This window comes from Sorangium sp. So ce145 (assembly GCF_051525985.1).
Classification (GTDB): Bacteria; Myxococcota_A; Polyangia; order Polyangiales; family Polyangiaceae; genus Sorangium; species Sorangium cellulosum_B.
In genome coordinates, this window is sequence record NZ_CP150315.1 from 3,057,501 (window position 1) to 3,084,052 (window position 26,552).

The following is a 26,552-nucleotide window of genomic DNA, read 5'->3' on the forward strand; positions in this document are numbered from 1 at the left end:
GCGGGAGGAATCGGTATCAGATGGTCGCGGTCGAAGACTGCGCGCGGCTCGTCCTCCTGGCCGGCCTCGACCGCGGCTTCGCCGCGTACAACTGCGGGTCGTCCGACGTGCCGCCCATGCGCCGCTGGGTCGAGGAGGTCGCGCGCCGCGCGGGGTCCCGATCGCGGGTGGTGAACCTGCCGGGCGCGCTCGTGAAGCCCGCGCTCGCCGCCCTCGAGGCGGTGCGCCTCTCGCCGCTCCGCAAGGACCAGTACCTCATCGCCGATCTCGACTACATCGTCGACACGACGGCCGCCCGGGCGCGGCTCGGCTGGGTGCCTCGGTACAACGACGTCGACGCCGCGCTTCAAACCTTCGCGTGGTACATCGAGCACAGGAACACGGCGCGCGCAGCGCCGGTCGCGTCGTGAGCGCGGACGCCGCGACGGCGGCGCCTGCGCCGGCGCGCTCGCGGAGGCTGCGGCTCCTGGTCGGGGCGCTCGGCTACGCGGCGATCGCCGCCCTCGCGTGGCGCAACCTGGACCGCGATGGCGTCATCGAGGGCCTCTCCCGCCTCCGGCCTGCCCACCTGCTGCTCATCGTCGCCGTCTCGCTCGCCCACATCGCGGCGCGGGCGCTCCGTTACCACGCCCTCCTCGTGCGCGAACGGCCGCAGGACTACCGCTGGATCGACGGCGCGCGGATCTTCCTCGCGGGGTTGAGCGTCGCGGCGGTCACTCCGGCCAGAGCGGGCGATCTCATCAAGGCCGAGCTGGTCCGCCGGCATGGCGTCGCGCGCAGCGCGGGGGTCGGCCTGGTCCTGGTGGAGCGGGCGCTGGACCTCCTCGCGGTCGCCGCCTCCATCGCGGTCACGGGCGCGCTCCTGTCCGGGCGGGCGGCGGCCGACGCGTGGCGGGGCGCGAGCCTCGCGCTGCTCGCAGGGCTCGCCGCCGGCGTCGCGGTGATCTCGATGCGCCGCGTGCGGACGCCGCTGCTCGCGGCGCTCTCGCGCCTCGCCGGGCGTGTCATGGGATCGGGCCAGAAGGGCCGTGCGCTGGCGCTCCTGGAGGGGCTGTTCGCCGCGTGGGATCGCAGCTTCGGCTCGCCGGCGCGGCTCGCCGCCTACGCGCTGCTGTCGGCGGTCGCCTGGGCGATCGAGTTCTCGAAGCTGTACCTGGTGCTGGTGCTGCTCGGCTTCGAGGCCGAGCTCGCCGTCGTGTTCTTCGTGTACCCGATCTCGATCATCGCCGGGATCCTGACCCTGCTCCCGGTCTCCGAGGGCGTGATGGGGCTGACGGGCGTCGCGCTCCTCACGTCGCTCACGGCGATCGACGCCGACGCCGCGACGGTGGCCGTCGTCGTGGACCGGGCCGCTTCGGTGCTGCCGCCGCTCTGTCTCTGGGGCGCGTGGTCGCTCTTCGGGGCGCCCGGCGCGCAACGCGGCGCGGGCGAGCCCGCGCCGGTCGAGCGAGGCTGACGCGCATGGTCAGGGCGCTCGTCGCGCGCGCGCTGCTCCTCGTCCTCGGCCTCGCCCTGCTCGTGCCGGCGCTCTGGCACGTGGCGACGCTCGCGCAGATCTTCGCGGCTCGCATCGGCTACCCGATGGACATCGAGTGGATGGAGGGCGGGGCTCTCCTCCACACCCATCGCCTGCTGGCGGGAGAGGCGGTCTACGGGCCGCCGTCCCAGGGGTTCTTGCCGTACCCGTACCCGCCAGTCCACTTCACGGCCGTCGGGATCGCCGCCGCGTTCGCCGGGCTCGATTACGCGACGGGCCGCGCCGTTTCCATCGCCGCCTTCGCGCTCGCGTGCGCCGTGCTCTTCGTGGAGGCCATGCGCGCCTCGGGCCGTCGCCGCGGCTTCGGCGTCGCCCTGGGCCTCACCGCGGTCGCGGCGGCCGCGTCCAGCTTTCCCGTGGTGGGCGGCTGGTACGATGTCGTGCGCAACGACTCGCTCGCCATCGCGCTCCCGCTCCTCGGCGCCGCGCTCGTCAGCGGCGATAACCCTTCTCGCAAGCAGCTGATCGCCTCGGCCGCCGTGTTCACCGCCGCGCTGTTCACGAAGCAGACGGGGGTCTTCTTCGCCGCCTGGGTCGGCCTGTTCCTGCTCGTGCGCCGCTTCCCGCGCGCGATCGTGTTCGGCCTGTCGATGGCGGTCCTGTCGGGCGCCCTGCTCGCAGGGCTCCAGATCGCCACGCAGGGCCGCTTCTGGCTCTACACGGTCAAGAACCTCTCGCACCATCAGGTGCGCGGGTCGCAGGCGCTGGACGGGCTGCGGATCCTCTTCGAGTTCGCGCCGTTCCTCGCGCTCCTCCCGCTGCTCGCGATCCTCGCGCGCCGCCGTCGCTGGCTGCGGCCCCGCACCGCGCTCTGGATAGGCATGCTCATCGCGGCATTCCCGGCGGCGATCCTGCCGTTCGCGAAGGCCGGTGGCTTCCTGAACAACCTGATCCCGGTGGCGCTCCTGGCCGGCCCGGTGTTCGTGCTGCTCGTGGGGGACGTCCTCCAAGGCCTCTGGTCCTCGCCCCGCGCGCGCGCCGCCTCGGAGATCGCCGCCCTCGCGCTGGCAGCCGCGTTCTTCGTCCACCACCGGTACGACAAGGCGCGCTACATCCCCTCCGAGGACCTCTGGAAGAGGGCGGTCGAGCTGAACAAGTTCGTCGCCTCGCTGGAGGGCGGCGTGCTCATCCCGAGCCACCCGTTCCTCGCCGTCCGCAACGGGCACACGACACCCCAGTTCCATGACATGCCCTACTGGGATGCCATGGTGGGGAGGATGCGCGGCATCGATCTGCCCGGCTTCCTGAAGCGCACCCAGGCCAGGTGGGTGATCCTGTCGGGCCTCGAAGGGCCGACGATCCGGGGCTGGATCCACCAGATCTACAAGCCGCACAAGCAGCTCCCCAAGCGGGCGCGCGTCAACCCGTTGACGGGCTATCCCTCGGCGCCGCGGCACCTCTTGCGGCTGCGGGAGCCGGTGAACAAGAAGGGCCGGCGCGTGATCTTCGACTTCGAGGCTGGGCTCGACGGCTGGACGACGTCAGGGGACGCGTTCAATCCGGGCGTCGTGGGCGCCTCCCGGCACAAGCTGCTCACGAGCTTTGCTCCCAAGCTCTACGACGAGGCGGTGGGCGAGGCGATCTCTCCCGCGTTCGTCGTCGATCGCGATCGCCTCGGCTTCTTGATCGGCGGCGGCAAGTCCTCGACGACGCGGGTCGAGCTGCGCGTCGACGGAAAGAAGGTCTTGAGCGAGGTGGGGATCGAGAGCGACATCCTCACCGAGGTGACGTGGGACGTGCGGAAGTTCCGGGGCAAGACGGCGCAGCTCGCGGTGATCGACCAGGAGAAGAAGGGCTGGGGCCACATCGCGATCGACGAGGTCGAGCTCTTCGACGAGGCGTCGCCGGCGCGCTGACGCTGCCGGCGCCTCCACGAACGCTCGGCCCTTCACGCGATCCGGGGCGTCTGATACCATCGCTCCCGACCGCGGCGCCTGCCGCACTGGAGCATGACGTGAACTGTCCGAAATGCACCGCCTCGATGGATGTCGTCACCTTCGGCGGGATCGACGTCGACCGGTGTACGGCGTGCGGCGGGATCTGGTTCGACAGCCGCGAGAAGGAGTCCCTCAAGGCCATGGCGGGCTCCCAGCAGATCGACACCGGCGACCCCTCGGTGGGGCGGAAGAACAACCAGATCCGGCGGGTGCCGTGCCCCCGCTGCTCGACGCCGATGGTGCGTATGGTCGACCCGGAGCAGTCGCACATCTGGTACGAGAACTGCAGCGTCTGCGGCGGCGTCTACTTCGATGCCGGCGAGTTCCGCGATTACAAGGAGCACACGCTGAGCGACTTCTTCCGGGACCTGTTCGCGCGCCCGCGCAGCTAGAGCGGCGGTCACCCGCTTCGGATACGGGCCCATCTCGGCGTTTTCGGTGCTCAGCGCACAGGAGTGCGCTTCCGCGCCGAAAACGCCGATCTGGACCCGTCTCCTGTGCGGGAGACCGCCGCTCTGCGTCGCGTGCACCAGAGGCGGGGGAGGGAACCGCTCTAAGGAGCCCGTCCGTCCGCTCCCGGGAGCGTGCTCGGCCCGGGGAGCTCGGGGCCTGAGCCCTCGCGGGGCTCGGGGAACGTCGCCAGGAGCTCGCCGGCGCGGAAGACCCACAGCGTGCCGGGCGTCGCCTTGCGCCATAGCTCGTCGCGCGTGAGCGGCTCGGTGGCCACGACGGCCATGCGCGCGTCCGGGCCGACGCCGTGGAGGTCGTTGAAATTCACCTTGAGATCCGCGTCCACGAGCGTGGCCTCGCCGAACGGGGCCTGGCGCAGGATGCAGGACAGGTGGTCGCCGCAGCGGGCGAAGAGGTGCTCGCCGTCCGCAAACAGGAAGTTGAAGACGCCATCGGCGCCGAGCTCGTTCCCGAGCTCGTACAGCGTGCGCCCCAGCTCCCGTCCGTCGGCCGGGTACCTCTCGCCGTACGAGCTCCGGATCGCCTCGAGGAGGATGCAGAAGGCGTGCTCGCTGTCGGTGTCGCCGACCGGCGTCTCGAGGTGGAGCTTCCGATCCCTGACCGTGGGCAACGTGCCATTGTGCGCGAACACGATGTGCCGGCGGTGGAGGACCCGCATGAAAGGGTGCGTGTTCTTCAGGGCCGCTCCCCCCCGCGTCATCTTGCGCACGTGCGCGATGGCGAGGGCCGTGTGGATCGGGTTCTCGCGGATGAACCGCGCGAGCGGGCTCGAGAAGGCCGGGTGAGACTCGAGGAACGTGCGCGCGAACAGTCCATCGTACAGCGAGACGCCCCAGCCGTCCGCGTGCGGCCCCGTCTGCCCGCCGCGGAGCGCGAGCCCCGTGAACGAGAACACGATGTCCGTCGGCACGTTCGACACCATACCAAGCAGCTCACACATGACGGGCACCCTCCCGCGGCGCGCGCGCGCCATCGACGATCACGAGCCCCGTGACCCCGCCTCCCGCGGAGACGTTGCTGACCTCCGAGGCGGAGAGCCGGACCATGGCGCCCTCCATGCGCGTGGTGAAGGTGGGGAGCGGGCCCTCCACGCCGCGGGCGAAGACGAAGGGGCAAAGGTCGAAATAGACCTGCTCTTCCTCCACGGCGCCGCCGCGGAACGTCGGCATGCGCGCGGTGCGCGGGCGGCGCCGCTCCTGCGCGATGCAGGGCTGATCCGCGGCGGCCCGGACTGCCTCTCTCCAGGCCGCCGGCGTCGCCGTCCACCCGAGGAGCACGCCTTTGCCGCCGTACTCGTCGTTCGGCTTCAACACGAAGCTCTCCTGCTCTTCGAGGAGGAGCTCGACGAGATCCACCTCGCGGCCCCGCCACGCGGCGCGGCCGGCGGTCAGCCGGCGCGTCCAGGGGATGTGCTCCGCGATGGCCGCGCGCTGCTCGGGCGTGAACAGGCCCGAGAACATGGGGTTGCTCAGCACGGCGAACGCCGCCTTCTTGTTGAGGGGCCTGATCCGGAACGAGTTCGCCACGTGCGCCGCGCGATCGCAGTAGGCGCGGATCAGGGGGTGATTGAGGCCGCGCCGCCCGATGAGCTCCTGCGTGATCACGCGCCGGTAGACGAGATCGATCCGCTCCCCGCCCGCTCCGAGGCGGCGGCCATCGTACGTGAGCTCGTCCGGATCGACGATCCTGGTCCGGTGCCCCTCGGCCGAGAACAGGTCGGCGAGCACCCTGAGCTCGGCCGAGGTGTCCAGCGTGGCCCAGTCGACGATGGCTATCGCGGGCCGCGCCTCGCGCCCGCCCCACGCGGCGTAACCCTCGCGCAGGGCGCCGAGGAGCGCCCGGTGCGGCGCCGGCGTGCGCAGGCCATGTCCGTCCCGGAGCGGCGCGAGGTGAGGGAGCTCCATCAGCGTCCGCTCGACGAGGATCTGGTCGGTGAGGCCGGCGGGGGAGTCGGCGTTGTACTCGATGAAGGAGAAGCCGCCGTCGGTGACCAGCATGTCGAGGCGCCCGACCGTGTGGAGCGGCCCCGGACCCGGCACGATGGCCGCGAGGGCGCGCTCGTCCGCGGAGAGCCCGACCTCCTCGGCCAGGAAGTCGTCCCGGATCGCGCGCTGCGCGACCCTCTCCAGCGCGGAGGCGATCTGCTCGGCCGCGCGGGCGATCGCGGCGAGGTCCTGCTCGGCGATGAGGTGCGGCCGCAGGTAGCGGCACAGCGGGCGCGCGCCGTGGACCAGCCCGAGCCGCCGCTGGGCGTCGAGGAACGCCTCGAACCGCGCCGCATCCATCGCCCCCGGCGCGGCGAGCCGGGCGTCGAGCTGCTCCGCGAGGGATCTCGTGGCGTCCTGGCTCATGGCGACCTCACGTCGCGCCCGCGCGCGGGGTCCCCCAGGCGTGCACGGGCGCGCCGGAGTCGACCTCGGCCATGTACCGCTCCAGCATCTTCCTCAGCGCCTCCTCGCGCGACGCGGAGCCCATCTCCAGCGCCGAGAGCGCGCGGAGCTGCCATGTGGCGCCCGTGATGCCTCTGGCGACCCGCGCCTCGAAGATCCGGAGATAACGGCGGGCCTCGTCTCCGTCGACGCCCTCGGTCACGAGCCCCTCCTCGACCCGCGGCAAGAGCGAGAGGAGGAGATCGCGCGCCCGGACGCACCTCGGCGCGGCCCCCGGCGCGGCCGGCCAGACGAGCTCGGCGTCGAGGCCGTAGTGCGCCGCATGGTAGAAGTTCCTCACGGCGAGCTCGAACGGGAACGACGGCAGGAGCTCTCCGATGGAGGGCGCGAGCGCGAGGATGCCCCCGAGCAGGAAGCTCCCGTTCGCGAGCATGTCATCGAGCGTGGGCCCGGACGGCAGGGCGCGAAGCTCGATCCGCAAGTGGCCGTCGCCGGCCGGATCGTACACCGGTCGATTCCAGTTCCAGACGGTGCCGTGGTGCAGGCGGAGCTCGTGGAGCTGCGGTATCCCGCCGGCCCGCGCGCAGCCGACGACGTCCTCGTCGCAGCACACGGGGAGGATGGGCTCGTGGAGCGCGACGCTCTCCATGAAGAGCTCCGCCGCGCCGTCGCGCACCCAGCCGGTCCCGAAGCCGATGCGGGCCGGCATCTTCCAGTCCGCGCCAGGCGCCGGCGGGCGATCGTCGCCGGCCTGCTTGAACACCGCCACCCGCGTCTCGTGCCACAGCCGGTGGCCGAGGAAGGTGGGCGAGTTGCACGCGGCCGCGAGCGCGGGCGCGGTCATCATCATGGCGGCGTTGAACAGCCGCGCGAAGGCGTCGGGCGTGGCCCGGAGGTGGATCTGAAAGGCGGTGTTCGCCGCCTCCATCGCGGGGTCGTCCGACGTGAGCTCCAGCGGCTCGGCGCCGTCGATCCGGATATGGAAGGGCGCCCTGCGCAGCCTGCAGAGCCCCGCGGCGAGCGCGCGATACCGGGGCAGGTTCGTGATCGTCGCAGGGCTGAAGTCGCGCCGCTGGAAGGTCGGCAGGATGCTGACCGGGACCACGCGCGCGCCCAGCGCCGCCGCGCGCTCGCGGATCGCCTCGACGGTCGCGCGCATCTGCTCGCGCAGCGCCGAGAGCGGCCTGCCGGCGAGCGGCACCGGCTGCGTGCTGAGCTCGATGTCGAACGCGCCCATCTCCGGCGTGATCATCGGGCTCGCCGCGGCGCGCGCGATCTCCGCCCCGATCGGCACGGGGCGCGCCTCGCGATCGACGAGGAACATCTCGAGCTCGGTGCCGATCGTCGCTTCCCCGTGGCCGAACCCCGGCCGGGCGAGCACCATCTCCAGCGCCGCGAGGTTCTGCTGGAGCCGCCTCTTGAAGAGCCGATAATCGACGGTCTTGAAGTGGTCTTGCTGGATCTCGATGCCCAAGGGACCTCCCGCTGCGATCCCGGCGAGGGTCCGTCCTCCAGCACGGCGAGCGCCGTGGGCTCCAGGAGAGCTCGCCGACGGGGTCGCGATGTTCCCGCGCCCTACGCGCCGCGCAATGCAAGCGCAGGGCCACGGACGGCGGTCTCGACATGAAGGAGGCCGGAGGCCGCAGCCCGCTGGCCTCGAGCTCGATCGGTGTGGCGCGGATGCAGCCTGTGGCAAAACGCGCCGTGGGCGCTGGGTGAAGGTATCCCCTGGATTTCGCGTAGGTGTCGGGGAGGTTTCAGCCCGGGCGCCGGCTCATCGGTCGACGTGCGGGACGCGCTCGACCACACACGCGCCGGCCTTGCAGCGAGCGACCGAGTCCTCCTTCGGTGCCATGCACTTGGCGACCGGGCAGCTCTCGGCGGCGCAGCTCGCGGCGCGCCACTTCTGGAGCTCCGCGAGCGCGTCGCGGTGGAACGCCTGGTCGCACGGCGGGCACAGCTGGTCGCAGCACTGCCCGGCCCGCGCGCAGGACACCACGCAGTCGGCGTCGGCCTCGCACCGAGCTTCCGACGCCGCGGCGCGCGGCTCGCCGCCGGCAGCCGGCGGGGGCTGCGCCGCGGGCGCGCTCTCGGCCCCCGGCGGGGCCTGCGACGCCAGCGGAGCCTCGACTCCCGGGGCCTGCGGCGCGGGTTCCTTGGTACAGCCGGCGAGACAGGCGAGGCCAGCGAGCACGAGCGAGCGAGAGGGCAGCAGCGATGTCTTCATGCCGGCCATGATGGCACGGGGCGAGCCCGCGGCGCGCGGGGCGATGGCCGATCCATCTGTTCTTTCTGCGACTTTGCGGCTCTGCGACTTCGCGTTGACATCTCCCTCCGGATCCTGCCCGGACCTGCTAGCAGAACGAGAGCGGCTGCCCCGTGGCCTCCACGACGGCCATCCACAGGTCGTCCGTCGGGTCCACCTGCTTGCGCATGCGGACGGCCATGGGCATCGGCACGTGCACGAAGCGGCCGTGCCACCGGCCGATCAGCATCTCGGTGTTGCCCGCCATGGCCGCGTGGACCGCGTTCCGGGCCATGTTCCAGCAATACACGCTGTCCGACGGGGACGCGGGGACGCTGCGGATATGATAGCTCGGGTCCAGGTACTTCAGCGTCGCCTCGACGCCGCGCGCCCGGAAGTGCGCGTTGATGCGGTCGCGCAGGAAGAGGCCGATGTCCTTCAGCTTGAGGTTGCCGCTGAGATCCGTCGCCATGGGCTCCGCGCTGGAGGTGCAGTGTTCTTGCATGGCGCCCTCGGCGACGACGATCACGGCGTTGCCGTGGCGGGCGAGCCGGCGCTCGAGGTGCGCGAGCAGCCCGCACGGGCCGTCGAGCTCCGCGTGGACCTCGGGGATGAGGACCACGTCCACGTCCGCCGACGCGAGCGCCGCCGCGCACGCGATGAAGCCCGAGTGGCGGCCCATCAGCTTGACGAGCCCGATGCCGTTCTTCGCCCCAGAGGCCTCCACGTGCGCGCTGCGGATGACGTCGACGGCGGCGGCGAAGGCGCTCTCGAAGCCGAAGCTGCGGTCGATGAACTTGATGTCGTTGTCGATGGTCTTGGGCACGCCGACGACCCCGATCGACAGGCGGCGCTCCTCGATGGCCCGGACGAGCGACATCGCGCCGCGGATGGTGCCGTCGCCGCCGACGACGAAGAGGACGTTGATGCCGAGGGCCTCGAGCGTGTCCACCATCTGGTGCGGGTCCTGGTTGCCGCGGGAGGTGCCGAGCACGGTGCCGCCCATGCGGTGGATCTCCTCGACGCTGCGGGGATCCAGGCGCATCGGGGCGTGCCCGAAGCGGGCGACGAGCCCCTCGTAGCCGTAGCGGAAGCCGAAGATCTCCGGCACGCCATAGCTCTGCGCCATCGTGAGCACGAGGCCGCGGATGACGTTGTTGACGCCGGGGCAGAGCCCGCCGCACGTCACGATGCCGGCGCGCACCTCCTTCGGATCCCAGAAGACGCGGTTGCGCGGCCCGGCCAGCTCGAACGCCGGCGGCCGCGCGCCGGAGGCGTCCGCGAGGACGGCGGACAGGCGATCGTCGAACAGCACCTTGTCGGCCTCGCCGACGTACACCGTGGCCTTCTCGCCGAGCTTCTCGGCGACGGGCGAGGGGTGCCGGCAAGGGCCGAGATCCTTGATGGCGAGGTCGGCAGGGGTCACCACGCGCAATGCCTCCAGGTGGGGAGAACAGCGCCCCTCCGGCGAGCACCGCCGCGGGGACCCTGCCATGATCGGACGGCGCCTGTTTCGGCCGGTTTTCGGGAGCGATAAGCTATCGTAACGCCGCGCGCCGGGCGGGAGCCGATCGGCTCCGAGCGGTTCGCGCAGGACGGCGCGGCCGCGCTCCGCGGAGGTGCGCGCGTCGATCGTCCGGTGCTCTGGATCTAGAATTCAGCCATCAGCCCTACCGACGGGTAGACGATGAAGCTGTCGAGATCGAGCGCGACCGCCCGCTGACCGAGCACGGTGAGCTCACCGCTCGAGAAGATCTCCGCCATCGTCAGCTCGAAGCCGAAGAATACGTGTTGATAGCCGAGCGCGACGCCGGCCTGGCCGCCCAGATAGAACCCGGTGCCGGAGAACGACGCGAGCTCGCGCTCTCCCGCGTAGCCCGTGAAGGCGGGCAGATCCAGGACGAGCGACGTGTCGAAGGTCGTGAACATCAGGCGAGGGCCGCCCCAGACCCGGTACCATGTGCCGGCCTTCCCGATCTGGATGGGCAGATCGACCTGCCATCGCGTGAAGTCCTCCAGCTCGACGATGCCCAGGATGCTCCCGACGGGGAACTCCATCACGTAGCGCCCGACGCCGGCGCCGGCCGTCAGATCGACGCCGTGCTCGTCGCTCTTCAGGAGCTGGTAGCGGGTGCCCAGGCGGAACGCGCTGCCGGTCGTGCGGAGGTTGAGCTCCCAGCGATCGAGCGCGGTGTAGCCGACGCCGATGTGCGGCGTGACCGAGGGCGGGTTCAACGCGAGCGCGCCGCCCGCCTCGAAGAGCGCCTGCCGCTCGGCCTCGGACAGCTCCCGTGACTCCGCGGCGTCCGCCAGCACGACGCCGGCGTCCACCATCGACGCGAGCGTGCCGGTCGGGATCGAGACGTCGAGCCCGAGCTCGGCCTGGACATGGCCCTTCTTGGCCACATGGGCTGGCTGGAACGTGGAGAGCGCCGGGGCGCAGCCGCAGGTCCACAGGGCGACCAAGGCGAGGGAGCGAGGAAGCATCGGCCGATCACGCTATCATGACCGTCCTCTGGAGGTGCGCGTCGACGAGGGGCGCCGGTCCCGGACACCGGCCTTTAGCTGTACGATGACGGCGAGATCCGCGCGGTGGTGCGGACGGGGACGGTCATCCCGGGTCGGGGCATTCTGACCGGTCGTCGCGCGGCAGGCCGGCTCTCACAGGCGTCCAGGCGGGCGGGTCGCTGGCAGGAAAGGATTGCTGACAGGCCTCGTCCACGACATCACCCACAGGCACGGCCGGCGCGACCCGCGCCGCGGCTCGCCCCGCGCGCTGCTCCCTGGCCGGGCGCGCCTCGTCGCCTGGCTCTCTCGAGCCACTCCGGATCGTCCGCGCCTGCGCATGTCCCATGGTGCGTCCTCCGCCGGCGGACATTGCGCTTCGCCGCCGCCATGGCAAGGTCCTGCGCTGCGCTGACGATCTCGGGCGACCGAGCAGGTCGCGGCTGGCGGAGGGCCGCGCGCGACGTGACGGCGCGGCGGGCGCGGCGATCGAGCGGAGGCGCTCGCGGGAGGAGCCCACGATGGACAAGGCGAACCAACCGTTCCGAGTCGGGATTTCAGGGTCCTACGGCGGCATGAACCTCGGCGACGAGGCCATCCTCGATGGCATCCTCACGCAGCTCCGGGAGTCGATGCCAGCGGAGGTCACCGTGTTCTCGCTGTGCCCGGAGGACACGAAGATGCGCCACCAGGTGGAGCGCGTCGTCCCCGTTCGTGACCTCACACGAATGGAATCGACCGCCGAGATCGATCGCCTCGATCTCTTCGTCCTCGGCGGGGGAGGCATCCTGTACGATCGGGACGCGGCGGTCTATCTGAGAGAGGTGCTCATCGCGGAAGAGCGCGGCGTCCCCGTCGTGATCTACGCCGTGAGCGCCGGGCCGCTGTCGGACCCGAGCGCGAAGCAAGCCGTGCGGGCGGCGCTGAACGCCGCGGACATCGTCACCGTACGAGACAAGCAGGGACGTCGCCTCCTCGAGGAGGTGGGGGTGAATCGCGAGATCCGCCTCACGGCCGATCCGGCCCTGCTGCTGCGCGAGGAGGCGCTGCCCATCGAGGCCATCCGGGCCGAGGGGGTCGAGTTCGAGCGGCACCTCGTCGGCTTCTCCGTCAGGGAGCCGGGCCCGGCCGCGCCCGACATCGACCCTGACGAGTATTATGGCCTGCTCGCCAACGCCGCCGACTTCGTCGTCGAGCGCCTCGACGCGGACGTCGTGTTCGTGTCCATGGAACGGACGGACGTGCAGCACAGCCACGCGGTCGTCGCCCACATGAAGAACGCCGAGCGGGCAGAGGTCTTGAGGCGCCGGTACACGCCGCAGCAGATCCTCAGCCTCGTCGGGCACCTCGAGTTCGTGGTGGGCATGCGCCTCCACTTCCTGATCTTCTCGGCGCTCCGCGAGACCCCGTTCGTCGCGCTGCCCTACGCGTCCAAGGTCGCGGGGTTCATCGAGGACCTCGAGATGGAGACCCCGCCCCTCGGGAGCATCAGCTCCGGGCAGCTCATCGCCAGGCTCGATCGCTCGTGGGACACGCGTCACGAGATCCGCGCGAAGATCCGCCGGCTGCTCCCTGGCCTGAAGGCTAGGGCGAGGGAGACCAACCAGCTCGTCCTCGAGCTCCTCGCGCGGCGAGCCCAGGCGGCGCAGCCCGCGCGGAGGAGCGCGTGAGCGCGGGGAGCTGGCGATGGACGTGATCCGGACCGACGTCGCCGTCATCGGCGGAGAGCTCGGCGGCTTCGCGGCTGCGCTCGCGGCGGCCCGGACGGGCCGCCGCGTCGTCCTGACGGAGGAGACTCGCTGGCTCGGGGGTCAGCTGACGAACCAGGCGGTCCCTCCGGACGAGCACCCGTGGATCGAGGACATCGGGGCGACCCGGAGCTACCGCGCGCTGCGCCAGGGGATCCGCGAGTATTACCGCAGGCATCTACCGCTCACCGCGTCGGCCAGGGCGCTCCCCGAGCTCAACCCCGGCAACGGCTGGGTCAGCCGCCTGTGCCACGATCCGCGGGTCGCGGTGGCCGTCCTGCACGAGATGATCGCGCCGTATCGGCTCAACGGGCGCCTCGTCGCGCTCCATGCTCACCGGCCCATCTCGGCGTCGACGCAGGGCGATCGGGTGACCGGCGTCGTGGTCCGAGGGCTGGAGTCGGGGCGCGACGTCCTCCTCGTGGCCGACCTCTTCATCGACGCCACGCCTCATGGCGAGCTCCTCTCGCTCGCGGGCGTGGAGCACGCGCTCGGGGCGGAGTCTCGCGCGGAGACCTGCGAGCCGCACGCCCCCGAGCGCGCGGATCCGAGGGCCCAGCAGGCGATCACCGTCTGCTTCGCGATCGAGCACCACCCCGGAGAGGACCATACCATCGACAGGCCCCCTCAGTACGAGCGCTGGCGCTCCCTCGAGCCGCCCGGCTGGCCGGGTCGACTGCTGGACTGGACGGCGGTTCGACCCGAGACACTCGAGCCCCTGACTCGAGGTCTTTTCGTCGCGGAAGACAGGCATCCCTGGTGGAGCTTCCGGCGGATCCTCGACAGGACGGTCTTCGAAGAGGGGTTCGCGCCGAGCGACATCACCATCGTGAACTGGCCGCAGAACGACTATTGGTTCGGGCCGGTCTGCGGCGTCGACGAGGTGGAGGCCGCGCGGCACCTGGAGGGAGCGCGGCAGCTCAGCCTGAGCCTTCTGTACTGGATGCAGACCGAGGCGCCTCGCCCGGACGGCGGGGTCGGATATCCAGGCTTGCGCCTCCGCGGGGACGTGGTCGGCGGCACGGTCGACGGCCTCGCGCCAGCGCCCTACATCCGCGAGTCCCGCCGGATCCGGGCCGAGCTCACGGTGCTCGAGCAGGACATCGCGTATCCGCTCCGGCCCGACGGCCCCGCGACGTTCGAGGAGAGCGTCGGGATCGGGTGTTATCGCATCGATCTGCACCCGCGCGTCGGGGGCGCCGGGTACCTCGATCTCGGCTGCTGGCCGTTCCAGATACCGCTGGGTGCGCTCATTCCGGTGCGGGTGGAGAACCTGTTGCCGGGCGGGAAGAACCTTGGCGTCACGCACATCACGAACGGCGCCTACCGGGTCCACCCTGTGGAGTGGAGCGTCGGCGAGGCGGCGGGGCTGCTCGCGACGTTCTGCCTGGAGCGCCGCGTGCTGCCGCGGCAGGTGCGCGCCCGGAGGTCGCTCCGCGAAGAGCTCCAGGCGCTCCTGGTCCGCGAGGGCATCGAGCTGGCCTGGCCGGCGCTGAGGCCGGTCTGAGCCAGCGCCGCGCCGCCGCGTGTGTCGGCGAGACGACCGCGCTACGACGAACGGGGGAGCTTGACGCGGAACGTGGTGCCCTCCTCCAGCGTGCTCGTGGCCTGGATGGAGCCTCCGTGCGCGTCGACGATCGATTTGACGATGAAGAGCCCGAGTCCGAGCCCCTTCGAGCGTTGTACGACCCGCTGGCTCTGCTCGCCCCGGCGAAACGGATCGAAGAGGACGGGCAGCTGCTCGGGCGGGATCGGGGTCCCGCGGTTCGTCACCTCGATCACGACGCCATTCTTGTGCCCGCGCAGCTCCACGTGCACCGGCTCCTCCGGTGGGCTGTAGTCGACGGCGTTGCCGATCAGGTTCGACAGGAGCTGCCCCATCCGGCCCGGATCCCACTTGCCCCGCCCGTCGCCGTGGGCCGTGAAGCGGATGGTGTGCTCCGGGTGGGCGAGCTCGAACTCCTCGACCACGCGCTGGCAAATCGCGCGGAGGTCGACGGGCTCCGGCTCGACCGGAAGACCATGGTGGGAGCGGATGCGCGTCAGGTCGAGCAGCTCCTCGACCATCCGCACCGCCCTCTCCGTGCTCGCGGCGATGCGCTGGGCGAGCCTCGCGATGGCGGTCGTGACGTCCTCGCGCTTGAGCAGGGCGGCGGTGGCGAACCGGATGGCCGAGAGCGGGTTGCGCAGGTCATGCCCGAGGACCGCGATGAACAGCTCGTGGAGCGCGACGTCACGGCGGAGATCGGCCGAGCTCGCGCGCTCGTACTCGACGGCCGCGGTGATCATCACCTCGTCGAGCGCCGAGTGCACGAGCTGGGCCTCCTCGCCGCCGAGCACCACCCCCTCCCGCGCGCACAGGTCCACGATCACGGCGCGAAGGACGCCGAGCTCGCGCAGCTCCTCCGCGAGGGAGTAGCCCTCGGCGATGCGATGCGAGACGTGCACCTTGGCGGCCTCCGAGCTGCCGATCTCCGGGCCGCTGGCTCCGTCCGGCGCGCCCGGCTGCGCGCCCTGCGCGAGTGAGTCGATGAGGTCGTCGAGGAGCTTCGGCGTGTAATCTCTCAAGGTTTCATCGGTGAGCTCACGGGCCCGTGGGATCTTCGGCGCGCTCCGCACGCGCACCATCCACTGGCCTATGATCTCCTCGCTTCGCTCACGGAGCAGGACCGTGATGCGCGACAACGTGTGGCTCACGTGCGCTCTCCCCCCGTCGACGTCGATGCGCCTCGTCATCCGGCGCGGCGAAGCTGGCCATTGTCATGGATCCCGCAAGGCCCCCCAGGAGAAACACGAGCCGGACGGAGCCAGGTAGCCGAGGTGGGAGCCGATCGCGCGTGCGCCGTGGGAGCGTCACCTGCTCCGCATGCTTCCTGCAGGCCGGGGAGCGGGCTCGGGCGCTGGTGCCAGCGGTTCCTGGATCTCCCGCTGCGCGCCGGTCAGGCAGGCCGGGAAGGGTTGCGGTCCTCGGGGCTCCATGCCCCGGAACCTTGATCCAATTCTCGGCTAAGCAAGCTCCGAGAGCTCGACCTGGCGGACCGCCGGCGCTGCGGTCCTGGAGGGCTCCTCCCTGCGGCGCGGGCTCATCAGGGCGTCGAGCTGCTCGATGAAGCAGGTGTTCTCCGCCGGAAGGCCGACGGTCACGCGAAAGTAGTCGTCGTATCGCTCGTCGCCGAACGGCTCGAAGGCCTTCACCCTCACGCCTCGGGCGAGCAGCGCGTCGTGGATCTTCGCCCCGGACCACGCCCCGCGCGCGCGGCACAGGATGAAATTGGTCTGTGACGGATAGGCCTCCAGCGCGCGATGCGCTCCGATGGCCGCCATGAGCCTGGCCCGCTCCCTCGCTGTCTGGTGCCGGACGAATCCGAGGTGTCCGCCGTCCTCGAGCGACGCCATCGCGAGCTCCGCGGCCAGCTGCCCGACGCGGTGCGGCGTCATCTTGGCTTCCATCTGCGCCACCACCGTCGCGTCTCCCATGGCGTACCCCACGCGCACCGACGCGAGCCCGTAGGCGAAGGAGAAGCTGCGCAGCACCATCAGGTTGGGATGGCGCAGCACCAGGTCTGCCACCCGGGTGTTCGGGCTCTCCTCGAGGTAGTGTACGTACGCTTCGTCGATGAAGAAGAGGGAGTCCGGGAACCGGGTGAGCAGCGGACCGAGCTCCTGCCTCGTGATGAGGACATTGCCTGTGGGGTTGTTGGGGTTGCAGAGGTAAACCAGGCCGTCCTGCCGCGAGAGGCGCGACTCGAGCATCCCCACGTCGAGCGCGAAGCCGTTCTCCGGATGGAGCGGGAGCAGCTCGCATCGCAGCCCCACGCGGACCCCGGACGCAGGCACCTTGGAGTAGGTGAGCCGGGTGGTGATGATGGGATACGCCGTGCGCTTCAGCAAATGGCGCAGGGTCCGCGTCGCCGAACGCCTGATCTCGCGCTCGATCAGGAACGGGATGCAGGTCTTGAGCAGCGGGCCGCTCCCGTTGGCGACCAGCACGTTCTCCGGCCTGACGCCCGCGTCGGCGGCGAGCGCGCGCCGGAGATCTCCGTTGTCCCCGGCCGGGTAGCTCCGCAGGGAGATGTTGCCGGCGTGGCGCCGCAGGACGTCCGCGCACCGCTCGGAACAGTAGGTGCCGTGGTTCAGCGCCATGTCGATGGGCGGCGCGCCGGACCGGCGATTCGGTGCATCGAGTGCTTCGCTCGCTTTCGTTCGAGGCTGCATGGAGTGCTCCTCTCGTGGTGTTCAACCAGCATCGACCAGGCGATTCGTCCCCGTGATCCAGGAGGCCACCGTCGCGGGTCAAGCGCAAGAAGGAAGAGCGAGAGGCGCGGGCCCGGAAGCTGTGTGCGAAGGCGTGCGATCAGGGAGAGGATGGGCCGTGGTGCGAGCTCGGCTCACGGAGCGTGATGTCCTCACCGCAGGCGCTCGTGGGCCGGCCGCGCCTGCGCGGACCGCGCTTCGATTCGCCGGCCGGCAGGCGAGCTGGCTCGCGAACGATCACGGCCTTGAGCGCAGCGCACGGCCGCAGGCCCTGTCGATAGCAAAAGGCGGTGTGAGAGAAGACGCCTCCGACGTGGGCGATCGTCGCCCAACTCGGCGATGGGGCCGACGGTGAGCGCTGTTTCGTTGCGCTCGCGAGAGCGCCCTCGATTCGGTGGCGGCCTCGCGCGACAGCTCAGCTCGCGCGGAGCGGCGGCGCCCGCAGCGGGGCGCTCTCTCGCTCTATCGCGAGCGCGGCGCGCAGCACCAGCGCTTCCTCGAAGTGGCGCCCCACGATCTGCAGCCCGAGCGGCAGGCCGGCGCTGGTGAGGCCCATCGGCACGCTGATCGCCGGCTGGCGCGTCAGGCTGAAGGGCGCGGCGAAGGAGGGCGGGAGCGCGCCGCCGTCGATCAGGGGCGCGGCCCCGGCCGACGTCGGCGTCACCAGCAGATCGAAGCGGCGATGGAACACGGCCATGGCCAGGGCCAGCTCCGCGCGCTGCCGCTCCGCCTCGAGGTACGCCACCGCGCTCAGCGCCTCTCCCTGGGCTGCCGCGCTCTGGACCGCCGGATCGAGCAGCGCGCGCTGCTCCGGCCCGAGCTCCCGCACCGTGTGCGCGGCGCGCGCCGCGAACAGCGTCCGCAGCACGCCCCCCGGGTCCGCGAACGGCGGCGCCACCTCCTCCACCTCGGCGCCGAGACGTCGCAGGAGCGCGACCGCCGCGTCGAAGCAAGCCCGCGTATCACCCGGCAGATCGACGTACCCCAGCGTGGCGCTCACGCCGACCCGCACGCGGCGCAGGAACCTCGCGTCGAGCGCGCCGGACGGGTCGAGCGCGTCGGACGCGCCGGGGGCGTCGACCGCGACGAGCGCGCCCAGGTACAGCGCGTCCTCGCGCGGCGGCGGGGCCCGGAACGGATCGCGGTCGTCAGGGCCGGAGAGGACCGAGAGGAGCAGCGCCGCGTCGCCGACCGTGCGCGCGATCGGCCCCACGTGCGGGGGCACCCCCACCACGCTCGCGGGGTGCGCGGGCACGCGGCCGAAGGTCGGCTTGCACCCCACCACCCCGGAGAACGCGCTCGGCACGCGGATCGAGCCGCCGCCGTCCGTTCCGACGGCGAGCGGCCCGAAGCCGGCCGCCACCGCGGTGACGGCGCCGGCGCTGCTGCCGCCCGGCGTGCGCCGCGGGTCCCACGCGTTGCGCGTGATCCCCGTCAGCGGGCTGTCGCCGAGGCCCTTCAGCCCGAACTCGGACGTCGTCGTCTTCCCGAAGAGCACCGCACCGTGCTCCCGCAGCCGGGCGACGGCGGGCGCGTCCTCCGTCCAGGGGCCGGCCGCGTCCACGGTGCGCGAGCCCCGCCGGGTCGGCCAGCCGCGCGTGAGCAGGAGGTCCTTCACCGAGACAGGCACCCCGTCCAGGCGCCCCACCGGCTCGCCCCGAGCCCAGCGCGCCTCGGACGCCCGCGCGGCCTCGAGGGCCCGCTCCTCGTCGAGGAGCGCGAACGCGTTGAGCGGCGCTCCGTGGCGCTCCACATGGGCGAGGACGGCGCGGAGCGCCTCGACGGGGGAAGCGCTCCGGGAGCGATAGAGCGCGAGGAGCTCGACGGCGGTGGCTTGCACGAGCAAGGCGGGCGGCATGTGTCCACTATAACGGATGGTGTGTCCTTTGCAACGGATGCGACGGATGCAACGGATGCGACGGATGCGACGGATGCGACGGATGCGACGGACGCGCGCGTTCGCCTCGGTGTTCCCGCCATGGTCGTTGTCGCGTGGATGGGCCGTGCATCACAGCCGACTGCGACGCCGGGCTCAGATCGAGCTCAGCCGCGACTACGCGGTCGCATCCACGGGAAGCATAAAGGCTTGCGCTCCGGGGGCCGGCGAGGCCGTGCTCGCCAAGGGGGCACAGGGGAACATAGGCGCGTTCGTGGGATTTTTCCCCTCGAGTGTTGAGACGCTGTTCATGATCGCCTGCGCTTTGAATCCATCAGCTCAGTGCAGGCCCCACCCGCGTAGGTGCCCCGAGCTCGCGCAAAATCCGTTTTGACCGACTTCCTCTGGACGCTCGCGCCCATCGAGGCACTCGCTTTGCGGCGTTATCCCCCGACGAGCTCGCTTCTTTTGAGCACCCGGCCAGCCCGGATCGTCGCCAGGCGGACGCGGCGTCGATCCAGGGACGAACTTCGGGAACGATGCTGTACCAGGATGGGTCGACGTGGGCGCGACGAGGTGGTAGGCGTACGAGCCCCAGGCGTGCAACATGGCGCCGACACGTACGCGAAAAGTGAGTCTCTGCGGCAAGGAGCTGCATGGCCTGCAGCACATCTGCGCGTTCTTTGATTCGCGCAAGGAAATGTACGAGGTCCTCAATCCGTACTTCCAGGAAGGAATCGATACAGGCGACGAGGTGGTGACGATCCTCGAGTCGAGCGTGCATGACGACCATGTGAATCGGATGCAAAAGGGCGGCGTGCCCGTGCAGGAAGCGATGGAGCGTGGCCAGCTCAAGGTCGTGCCTTCCGAGCAGACGTACCTCCAGGACAACGTGTTCGTCGCGGACCGCATGTTCTCGACCCTCGAGGGCGTGCTCAAGGGCGCAGCCGAAGGCGAGTTCAAGTCCGTTCGCACTTGCGGCGACATGGAATGGGCGCTGAAGAACCTGCCGGGCACCGAGGACCTGATGGTCTATGAAGCGAAGGTGAACACGCTGGCGCCCAAGCACGACTGCACGCTTCTTTGCTGCTACGACGTCAATCGCTTCAGCGGCCGGGTGATCGCCGATGTGCTCGCCACGCACTCGCACGTGATCATCGGCGGCCACGTGCACGAGAACCCGTACTACCTCGACCCGGTGACGTTCCTGAAGAAGCTCGCGCTGCGGCGGGCGCCGGTGTCTCTCGCGAACGAGGCCTGACCCTCACGCCTTCGGCTGGTCCGCGTCCCTCCGAGAGGTCAGGGGGGCGGAGCGCTCTCCTGAACGACGTCGGCCGCCTGCCCTGCTTCGCGCACCGCCCAGCCGATCGCTGGGCGCAGCGCGAGCCCCTGCTCGTCCTGGGCGACGCCGACGAAGCCGGCGAGGAGCTCCATCGCATACGTCGATCCAAGGTAATGCCACACGAAGGGCACGGTCGAGATCCCGGAAGGGATCGAGTACCATGCTGTGCCCCAGTCCTCCTCGTCCTTGTCGCGGTGTGTCTTCGTCCACCGGTCCACATCAGCGTTCCGCTGGAAGGACTCCTTTTCGGTGCGCTCCCTGAGGTAGGGAAAGAGCACGTTGATCCACCCGCTGACACGAGGCCCCCCCGACCAGTCGAGCTTCTTGAACAACGCCTCCCAGAAGCTCGTGTCGACGCGGCCGCCGGCAGCGGCGACGAACTGGTCGAGGACGGGATCGAGCGCTCGTGTCCACCACGATAGCTCGTACTCCTCGAGCGCCCTGGCGCGGCGGCGGATCGACATCCAGTCATCTCGGGTGCCCTCGAGGGTGATCTCGGGGATACCGCACGCCGTCTCGAACTCATACTTGAAGTAACGTTGAAGCGCGTCCATGAGGACGATCTCCGAGGCGGCGCGCTCGCAAGGGCCGGTGGTCGAGAAGTCGCACACCACGAGGTCGCGCTGCTTCCCGATGTGGCTGGCGATCTGATCCGAGAACGCGCCGAAGACCTCTGGCCAGCGGTTGTCAGGGGCCCCCTTGACGAAATCGTCTCGGACGACCCGGAGCATCTGCTGACCCTCGTGTCTCACGAACTTGCCGCGCAGCCGCTCGGCGTTTGCCTTGACGTGGAGGGCAAGACCCTGGGCGATGCACAGCCAGATGGCGTCCGGCGTGAGGACCAGGGGATAATGGCAGGCGTACGCCCTGTGGACGGTGTTCAGGAGCCCGTGCTCCTCGGTGGGGAGGAACGGCCATGGGTTGCTGCCCCACGCCTCGACCGCCCGGCCGTGGAGCCGCCGCGTCGAGCTCGCGCCTTCGATTCCGGTCGGCATCTCGAGCCGGGCCGTCGTTCGCCTGACGTTCGATACTGCGAAGGTGATCGCCATGGGTCCCCGTTCTCCTCGGCGCGGGAACGTATCACCTCTCCGGCGGTGCGCGCCCTCCCGCCAACCTTGGCGCTCGCTCTACGCGATATCGGAACCTGAGCGCGAGCTCGCCCTGCAAAGAAGCACGGCTTCCGCTGCGTCACGCCCGATCTGCTCGGGGGCCGCGCCGGCAGCCACGACGAGGGGCTCTTTCGCCGCTCGCTCCGCGTGGTATACCGCCGGGCGTGGGACGCTTCGATCATCTCGCCACCACGCCCGCGCGCGGCGCGGCCGACGTCCTCAAGTGGAAGCTCGGCGCCCGCGAGAAGGCCGTCGCCGACGGGTTCGTCACGCCGCACCGCACGTACGACCGCTCGCTCGTCGAGAGCGGCCGCGCCTCGCTCACGTGGATTGGCCACGCGTCGTTCCTGCTGGTGCTGGGCGGCCTGCGCATCCTGATCGATCCCATCCTCGCGACAGGCCTCGGCACCACGAAGCGGCTCGCCCCGGCGGGCATCCCGATCGAGGACCTCACCGAGATCGATCTCGTCTTGATCACGCACAACCACCGCGATCACCTCGACACGCCGACGCTGTCGCGCATCCTCGCGGCGCACGCCGTGCACCCGGGCAAGCTCGGCAAAAAGAACGCGCCGCTCCGGCCCCGCTTCGTGGTGCCGCAGGGCAACGGCGCGCTGCTCGCGAAGCTGGGCGCGGGCGCGATCGACGAGCTCGCATGGTGGCAGTCCGTCCACGTCGGCCAGGTCGAGATCACGCTCGTGCCCGCGCGGCACTGGTCGATGCGCATGCCCTGGGACAGGAACGAGGCGCTCTGGGGCGGCTTCGTGATCCGCGGCCCCGAGGGCGCCGCGTACCACTCGGGCGACACCGGCTTCTTCGACGGCTTCGCCGAGATCGGCGCGCGCAGCGGCGGCTCCATCGACTGGGCCATGTTGCCCATCGGCGCTTACGCCCCGCGCTGGTTCATGGAGCCGCAGCACATGGGCCCGGAAGAGGCCGTGCAGGCGTCCGAGCTGCTCGGCGCGCGCACCTTCGTCGCGATGCACTGGGGCACGTACAAGCTCACCGACGAGCCGACCGGCGAGCCGCCGGTCCGCGCGCGCGAGGCCTTCCTGAAGGGCCGCGGCGACCTGGAGCGCCTCTGGATCCTCGACGTCGGCGAGACCCGCGGGCTCTGAGATCACTCACCCTTTGACGGCGGGGGCAGGCCCGGCTGGCCGTCGATGCTCGTCGTGTTCTTCTCCAGCCGATAGCGCGAGAGGCCCTCCGGCCCCTTGCGCTCCGCCCACTTCGATGGTCTCGACGCCGCTGCCGGTCAGGTCGAGGTTGGCCACCGTCCGCGGGTCGAGCACGCGGAAGGTGTCGTGCCCCTTCACTCCACAGCCTGCGGGGCTCGGTCACGGGATCGGGAACCCGCGGAGCGGCGCGGCACTGCCGTTGTCGCGCCGCGATCGGCCGCCAGCTACGTGATGAGCGGACCTCGACACCAGTCAGCGCGGCCGACAGACGTCACGTTCATGCCGATCGCCCGGGCAATGCTGACATAAACGTCGTTGTGATTGCGCCCACCGGCGTCGAGCATGCGCCCGGTCGTCCAAGCACCTCCACAGCTGCCGGCAACCACGAAAGGTGCGTGTTGGGGCGGGTGGTCGGTCTCGGCGAAGTTCTGGCCGGAGCCCAACTGGCTGCTGCCGTTCTGGGTGCAAAGAACCGCTGCGGTGTTGTCGAGCACCGAGAACTCGCCGTCGGAGAGGCCTTTCAACTTTTCGACGAAATAGCGGAACTCTCCCGCAAAATAGGCCTGGAGCCGGGTGATTTGTTGTCCAGGAGCGCCGTCCGGATCGCCGTGTGAGACGGAGTGCCAGGCTGAGATATCGATGTCACCGAACTTGACGGCTTCGTTGTTCTCGCCGCCGCCCCACATCATGGTCGCCACGCGAGTGATGTTGCAGGCGAAAGCCATCGCCATGATGTCGAGATACAGCCGGCTGTGCTCCGGCATGTCGTTCATCATGGTGTCCTTGCTGAGCAGCGTCGACCCGATCTGCTTGCACGAGCTCTCTGTGGGGATGCTGCCGCCGACATCGCGTTCGAGCGTGCGCAGCGACTCGAGGTAGAAGTCCATCTTGGCGGCTTCCTCCGGCCCGAGCCGCCCGCGGAAGGACCGGACATCGTCCTTGATGAAGTCGAGCACGCTCTGACGGCGGAGCAGTGCCTGCTCGGCGGCGTTCGGCGTGTTCATGGACATGCCGCCCCCGCTGATGCGGTCGGCGATGCGCTGATACGCAGCCAGCGGGTTTTTCACGCTGGGGATGAACCTGCCATCGACCTGAGACAGTCCGGGGATGACGCCGCCGTCGCCGGACGTCTGACCGACCGCGATCTCCAGCGATGCCAGGGGGGTCGTGTCCTTGAGGAACCTGGCGAACTCCTGGTCGATGCTGGTCCGCGCGCCGAGGCCGAACACCGAAAACGACGCCGAGCGGTGCGCGTTACCGCCGTCGCGTTTGAGCGTCAGGTTCTTGAACACCAGGATGTCGTCGCGCACCGCTTCGAGCGGCGCCATGTGCGGCTTGAGCACGAAATTTCTTTCGCCGCCGGTCGGCTCCGATTGATACTGAGAGCCATTTGCGTAGCCGAACATGGCGACGCGCGTGATTCGCGGAACGGTTTGTGCGTAGAGGTTGTCGGCCAGCCCAGAACAGAAGAGCGTTCCGTAGCCGAGGCCACGAAGCATCGTACGCCGGGAAAATTTCACGTTGCGCATGGCGAACTCCTAGTTCCTCCGGTCGATGAAGCTGGGTGACGCGATCACGCCCAGCACCAATTGATCAATCGCGTGCTGTGAGCGCGCAAATTCGTCCACGAGGCGCTCCTTCTCACAGGCGTCGAGCTCCGGCAAGTCGTATCCTGAAGCGTAGGCGGCGAACTGCTGGGCGAAGCAGCCGTAGACATCCGGCTTTTGCGCCAGCTCGTCCACAAGCTCCACGAAGTTGGAAAACACGATTCCGGGAAGCGCATTCTCCTCGCTCGGCAGCGGCAGGCTGCCGCTTGCATCGATCGGCTGCTCGTGCTCCGTCGTTCTGTAGCGACCGATAGCATCGTAGTTCTCGAGCGCAAACCCGATTCCATCGAACAGATCGTGACAGACGGCGCAGCCCGGACTCGCATGAATGCCGAGTCTTTGCCGACCCGTGGCGTCCGGCTCGGCAAAACGGCCGGGATTCGGGATACCGCCGGGCGGCAGCGGCACGCGGTGGCATAGGACCTCTGCGCGGACGTAGGAGCCGCGCCCGACGAGGCCCGTATCTTGGCTGTGCGCGTGGCCCCAGAGAAACGGTAGCGAGGTGAAGATGCCTCGGCGTTCCGTCGGATTGAGCTCGCGACGCACCATGGCGTCGCCGGTCACCCCGCTCAAACCGTAGAGCGGAGCGGTGCGCTCGTTCACGAACGCGTACGTGCCCGTGAACAGCGAGTCGAAGCGACGATCCGCTCCCTCGTCGAAGAGTACGCTGTTCGTGAACAGGCGCAACTCTTCTTTCAAATCGGCGGTCAGCTCGGGCGTCACCATCGGAAAGACGCTGGCCTCTTTCACCGAATTCGAGAGATTCTCGAGCTCCAGCCACTGCTCGAAGAAGTGGTTCATGGCCGGCGCCGCCTTGTCGCGCGCATCGAAGAGGCGCTTGGCCTGGGCCAAGAGCACTGTACGGTCGCGCAGCTCCCCTTGATCTGCGAGCGCGGTGAGCTCAGCATCCGGCGCGCTATCCCAGAGCAGGTACGAGAGCGCCGAAGCGATCTCGTGGTCCGTCAGCGCCGTCACCGCTCCGGTATCCTTCACCGTGCCGAGCTCCGTGCGGTGCAGGCTGTTCGGCGACATGAACAGCGCCTGCACGACGCTCTTGACGCCTCCGGCAGCACCTTCGCCCTGCGCGGCGGTCTTGGCGAAGAGCGCGCTCAAGGAGGTGACTTCAGTCGTCGAGAGCGGGCGGCGCCAGAGCTTTTGCCCCGTTTTGGTGACGAAACCGTCCAGGCAAGGGCCAGGAGCCAAGCTGTCGACGTCGCAGGCGATCCCAAACTTGTCGGGGTTCTGCAGCGCGTGCGCCCCGAGCTCTTCACCGACGGCGAAATATACGTCGGCGAGGAGCGGCGCGATTCGCAGGTCTGAGGCCTGGTTGGCGAAGCCGTCGAGCCTGGCCTCGTCCGGCAAGTTCGCGAGCGCTGCCGGCTGGATGTCGAACTCGTCGCGCAAGGTGTTGGCAAGCTGGGTGTTGGTCAACCGCCAGATGCGCGGTTTGGCCAGCGCAGGGGTGGCGCCACACTCGGCCGCCGGCGGCGTCTCGGTCGCCGGCGCCGTCTCGCCCTCGACTCCCAAGACGCCCGTGCACCCGCTGGCCACGACGATCGCGAGCGGCGCCGCAAGGCCAAACGAGCGGCTCATGAGTGAACGTAGTACACCGATTCGTTTTGCGATTGGCATGGAACGCTCTTGCTAGGATGAAATGTTAGAGGAAGCTGGGTGAGGCCAGGAAATCCAAACGCGATCCGAACATCGAGCTCCTTGTCGTTGCGTCTCCGTTGATGGTTACAATGGCGGCGTTCGTGATCAAAATCGATGTCGCTCCCGGGGTTCAGCGCGAGTCGCCGCGCCACAGCCAGAGCAGCGTCTGCGCGATGACGCCGCTGTCGCCGTGGCGGGCGTCGCGCGGAGCTTGAACCGTCGCATACCGGTGTTCGGTGTCCCAGCCGACCGGAAGTATCGCGGCTGGAAGACCATGTTGAAGGAAGGACGCGATGCGACCGCCGTGTGTCGCGTTTTACCCTAAGGTGGACCCGAGCGTCCGAGAACAATCACGATTCGCTCGAGGTTTCTCGAGAGGCCGTGAAGAGCGCCCATTGCAGTATTTCTGCGCCGGGGGTGGATGCGGCAGACTCGGCCGGTTGGTTCACCAGATGAGCCAGGCTCAATCCAGCGAGAGCGACGATTTGTCGCTGCATATGAAGGCACGGCAGCCTCGACGATGTTGGTTATGTACGGCTGAAAGCTGAGTGAACCGGTGCGTGTGCGGATCGCAGGTGAGGCCTCGCGCTCAGAGCGCGGCATGGCGCGAGCGATGCCCCCGCGAACGCGCCGCTGCACGCGTGCTCGACGACCGAACGAACGTACCCGGTGCCGAGATCGATCCCGATCCCGGGGACGA

The 26,552-nt window shown here is 69.9% G+C and carries 20 protein-coding genes (1 of these 20 only partly in view); 8 read left to right on the forward strand and 12 right to left on the reverse strand.

Going from position 1 to position 26,552, the window contains the following annotated elements; all coding sequences use genetic code 11:
* The 4 genes from WMF34_RS11760 to WMF34_RS11775 form a co-directional block, all read left to right on the forward strand.
* Positions 1-410: the 3' portion of an NAD-dependent epimerase/dehydratase family protein gene (locus WMF34_RS11760; RefSeq protein ID WP_437993349.1), read on the forward strand. 628 nt of this gene lie to the left of the window's left edge; the window shows 410 of its 1,038 coding nt (coding positions 629-1,038); its start codon lies off the left edge, out of view; its stop codon occupies positions 408-410.
* On the forward strand, positions 407-1,456 hold the full coding sequence (locus WMF34_RS11765) for a lysylphosphatidylglycerol synthase transmembrane domain-containing protein (protein ID WP_012234883.1): 1,050 nt from the start codon (positions 407-409) through the stop codon (positions 1,454-1,456). Before WMF34_RS11760 ends, WMF34_RS11765 begins: the two co-directional genes overlap by 4 nt.
* Positions 1,457-1,461: 5 nt before the next feature.
* Positions 1,462-3,393, forward strand: coding sequence for a hypothetical protein (locus tag WMF34_RS11770; RefSeq protein WP_437993350.1), 1,932 nt, complete (start codon positions 1,462-1,464; stop codon positions 3,391-3,393).
* A 98-nt stretch (positions 3,394-3,491) separates the two neighbouring features.
* Complete coding sequence (locus WMF34_RS11775) at positions 3,492-3,866, forward strand: zf-TFIIB domain-containing protein (RefSeq protein WP_080598842.1); 375 nt, start codon at positions 3,492-3,494, stop codon at positions 3,864-3,866.
* Positions 3,867-4,027: 161 nt separating this feature from the next.
* Here the strand turns inward: WMF34_RS11775 and WMF34_RS11780 are convergent, their stop codons facing one another.
* From WMF34_RS11780 to WMF34_RS11805, 6 genes are all read right to left on the reverse strand, one after another.
* Positions 4,028-4,885, reverse strand: a complete 858-nt coding sequence (locus tag WMF34_RS11780; protein WP_012234886.1) for a class II glutamine amidotransferase — start codon at positions 4,883-4,885, stop codon at positions 4,028-4,030.
* A complete protein-coding gene (locus WMF34_RS11785) occupies positions 4,878-6,296 on the reverse strand; it encodes a hypothetical protein (RefSeq protein ID WP_437993351.1) in 1,419 nt (472 codons plus the stop codon). Before WMF34_RS11785 ends, WMF34_RS11780 begins: the two co-directional genes overlap by 8 nt.
* A gap of 7 nt (positions 6,297-6,303) precedes the next feature.
* On the reverse strand, positions 6,304-7,809 hold the full coding sequence (locus tag WMF34_RS11790) for a hypothetical protein (RefSeq protein WP_437993352.1): 1,506 nt from the start codon (positions 7,807-7,809) through the stop codon (positions 6,304-6,306).
* Positions 7,810-8,109: 300 nt separating this feature from the next.
* On the reverse strand, positions 8,110-8,562 hold the full coding sequence (locus WMF34_RS11795; protein WP_231864791.1) for a hypothetical protein: 453 nt from the start codon (positions 8,560-8,562) through the stop codon (positions 8,110-8,112).
* Between the two features lie 127 nt (positions 8,563-8,689).
* Entirely contained in the window at positions 8,690-10,009 is a 1,320-nt protein-coding gene (locus tag WMF34_RS11800; RefSeq protein ID WP_012234890.1) for an ATP-dependent 6-phosphofructokinase, read from the reverse strand.
* Positions 10,010-10,230: 221 nt separating this feature from the next.
* Positions 10,231-11,067, reverse strand: a complete 837-nt coding sequence (locus WMF34_RS11805) for a hypothetical protein (protein ID WP_437993353.1) — start codon at positions 11,065-11,067, stop codon at positions 10,231-10,233.
* A 539-nt stretch (positions 11,068-11,606) separates the two neighbouring features.
* Here WMF34_RS11805 and WMF34_RS11810 point away from each other — a divergent pair.
* On the forward strand, positions 11,607-12,755 hold the full coding sequence (locus WMF34_RS11810) for a polysaccharide pyruvyl transferase family protein (RefSeq protein WP_012234892.1): 1,149 nt from the start codon (positions 11,607-11,609) through the stop codon (positions 12,753-12,755).
* A 16-nt stretch (positions 12,756-12,771) separates the two neighbouring features.
* The gene (locus tag WMF34_RS11815; RefSeq protein ID WP_437993354.1) at positions 12,772-14,340 is read left to right on the forward strand and encodes an FAD-dependent oxidoreductase; all 1,569 of its coding nucleotides are present in this window, start codon (positions 12,772-12,774) and stop codon (positions 14,338-14,340) included.
* A gap of 41 nt (positions 14,341-14,381) precedes the next feature.
* Here WMF34_RS11815 and WMF34_RS11820 read toward each other — a convergent pair whose 3' ends face one another.
* The 3 genes from WMF34_RS11820 to WMF34_RS11830 all read right to left on the reverse strand — a co-directional run bounded on the left by WMF34_RS11820 (position 14,382) and on the right by WMF34_RS11830 (position 18,945).
* On the reverse strand, positions 14,382-15,530 hold the full coding sequence (locus WMF34_RS11820) for an ATP-binding protein (protein ID WP_437993355.1): 1,149 nt from the start codon (positions 15,528-15,530) through the stop codon (positions 14,382-14,384).
* Positions 15,531-15,839: 309 nt separating this feature from the next.
* Complete coding sequence (locus tag WMF34_RS11825) at positions 15,840-17,048, reverse strand: pyridoxal phosphate-dependent aminotransferase (RefSeq protein WP_012234895.1); 1,209 nt, start codon at positions 17,046-17,048, stop codon at positions 15,840-15,842.
* Positions 17,049-17,502: 454 nt separating this feature from the next.
* Positions 17,503-18,945, reverse strand: coding sequence for an amidase (locus tag WMF34_RS11830; RefSeq protein WP_012234896.1), 1,443 nt, complete (start codon positions 18,943-18,945; stop codon positions 17,503-17,505).
* A gap of 625 nt (positions 18,946-19,570) precedes the next feature.
* On the opposite strand from WMF34_RS11830, the gene WMF34_RS11835 reads away from it, so the two are divergent.
* Positions 19,571-20,224, forward strand: a complete 654-nt coding sequence (locus WMF34_RS11835) for an MEDS domain-containing protein (RefSeq protein WP_012234897.1) — start codon at positions 19,571-19,573, stop codon at positions 20,222-20,224.
* Positions 20,225-20,262: 38 nt separating this feature from the next.
* Here WMF34_RS11835 and WMF34_RS11840 read toward each other — a convergent pair whose 3' ends face one another.
* Complete coding sequence (locus WMF34_RS11840) at positions 20,263-21,354, reverse strand: DUF4419 domain-containing protein (protein WP_437993356.1); 1,092 nt, start codon at positions 21,352-21,354, stop codon at positions 20,263-20,265.
* Between the two features lie 224 nt (positions 21,355-21,578).
* On the opposite strand from WMF34_RS11840, the gene WMF34_RS11845 reads away from it, so the two are divergent.
* Positions 21,579-22,532 carry an MBL fold metallo-hydrolase gene (locus WMF34_RS11845; protein WP_012234899.1) on the forward strand — a complete coding sequence of 318 codons (954 nt, stop codon included), beginning with the start codon at positions 21,579-21,581 and terminating at the stop codon, positions 22,530-22,532.
* 284 nt (positions 22,533-22,816) lie between these two features.
* On the opposite strand, the gene WMF34_RS11850 is transcribed toward WMF34_RS11845, so the two are convergent.
* The gene (locus tag WMF34_RS11850) at positions 22,817-24,121 is read right to left on the reverse strand and encodes a DUF1552 domain-containing protein (RefSeq protein WP_437993357.1); all 1,305 of its coding nucleotides are present in this window, start codon (positions 24,119-24,121) and stop codon (positions 22,817-22,819) included.
* Between the two features lie 9 nt (positions 24,122-24,130).
* Positions 24,131-25,792: a DUF1592 domain-containing protein gene (locus WMF34_RS11855; protein WP_437993358.1), complete on the reverse strand. Its 1,662-nt coding sequence runs from the start codon at positions 25,790-25,792 to the stop codon at positions 24,131-24,133.
* Positions 25,793-26,552 lie beyond the last annotated feature (760 nt).

Excerpts from the sequence above, each read along its gene's own strand:
- WMF34_RS11770 (WP_437993350.1), top strand. The coding sequence starts at position 1,462 with ATGGTCAGGGCGCTCGTCGCGCGCGCGCTGCTCCTCGTCCTCGGCCTC.
- WMF34_RS11780 (WP_012234886.1), bottom strand. The coding sequence starts at position 4,885 with ATGTGTGAGCTGCTTGGTATGGTGTCGAACGTGCCGACGGACATCGTG.
- WMF34_RS11785 (WP_437993351.1), bottom strand. The coding sequence starts at position 6,296 with ATGAGCCAGGACGCCACGAGATCCCTCGCGGAGCAGCTCGACGCCCGG.
- WMF34_RS11795 (WP_231864791.1), bottom strand. The coding sequence starts at position 8,562 with ATGAAGACATCGCTGCTGCCCTCTCGCTCGCTCGTGCTCGCTGGCCTC.
- WMF34_RS11805 (WP_437993353.1), bottom strand. The coding sequence starts at position 11,067 with ATGCTTCCTCGCTCCCTCGCCTTGGTCGCCCTGTGGACCTGCGGCTGC.
- WMF34_RS11810 (WP_012234892.1), top strand. The coding sequence starts at position 11,607 with ATGGACAAGGCGAACCAACCGTTCCGAGTCGGGATTTCAGGGTCCTAC.
- WMF34_RS11815 (WP_437993354.1), top strand. The coding sequence starts at position 12,772 with ATGGACGTGATCCGGACCGACGTCGCCGTCATCGGCGGAGAGCTCGGC.
- WMF34_RS11825 (WP_012234895.1), bottom strand. The coding sequence starts at position 17,048 with ATGCAGCCTCGAACGAAAGCGAGCGAAGCACTCGATGCACCGAATCGC.
- WMF34_RS11830 (WP_012234896.1), bottom strand. The coding sequence starts at position 18,945 with ATGCCGCCCGCCTTGCTCGTGCAAGCCACCGCCGTCGAGCTCCTCGCG.
- WMF34_RS11835 (WP_012234897.1), top strand. The coding sequence starts at position 19,571 with ATGGCGCCGACACGTACGCGAAAAGTGAGTCTCTGCGGCAAGGAGCTG.
- WMF34_RS11840 (WP_437993356.1), bottom strand. The coding sequence starts at position 21,354 with ATGGCGATCACCTTCGCAGTATCGAACGTCAGGCGAACGACGGCCCGG.
- WMF34_RS11850 (WP_437993357.1), bottom strand. The coding sequence starts at position 24,121 with ATGCGCAACGTGAAATTTTCCCGGCGTACGATGCTTCGTGGCCTCGGC.
- WMF34_RS11855 (WP_437993358.1), bottom strand. The coding sequence starts at position 25,792 with ATGAGCCGCTCGTTTGGCCTTGCGGCGCCGCTCGCGATCGTCGTGGCC.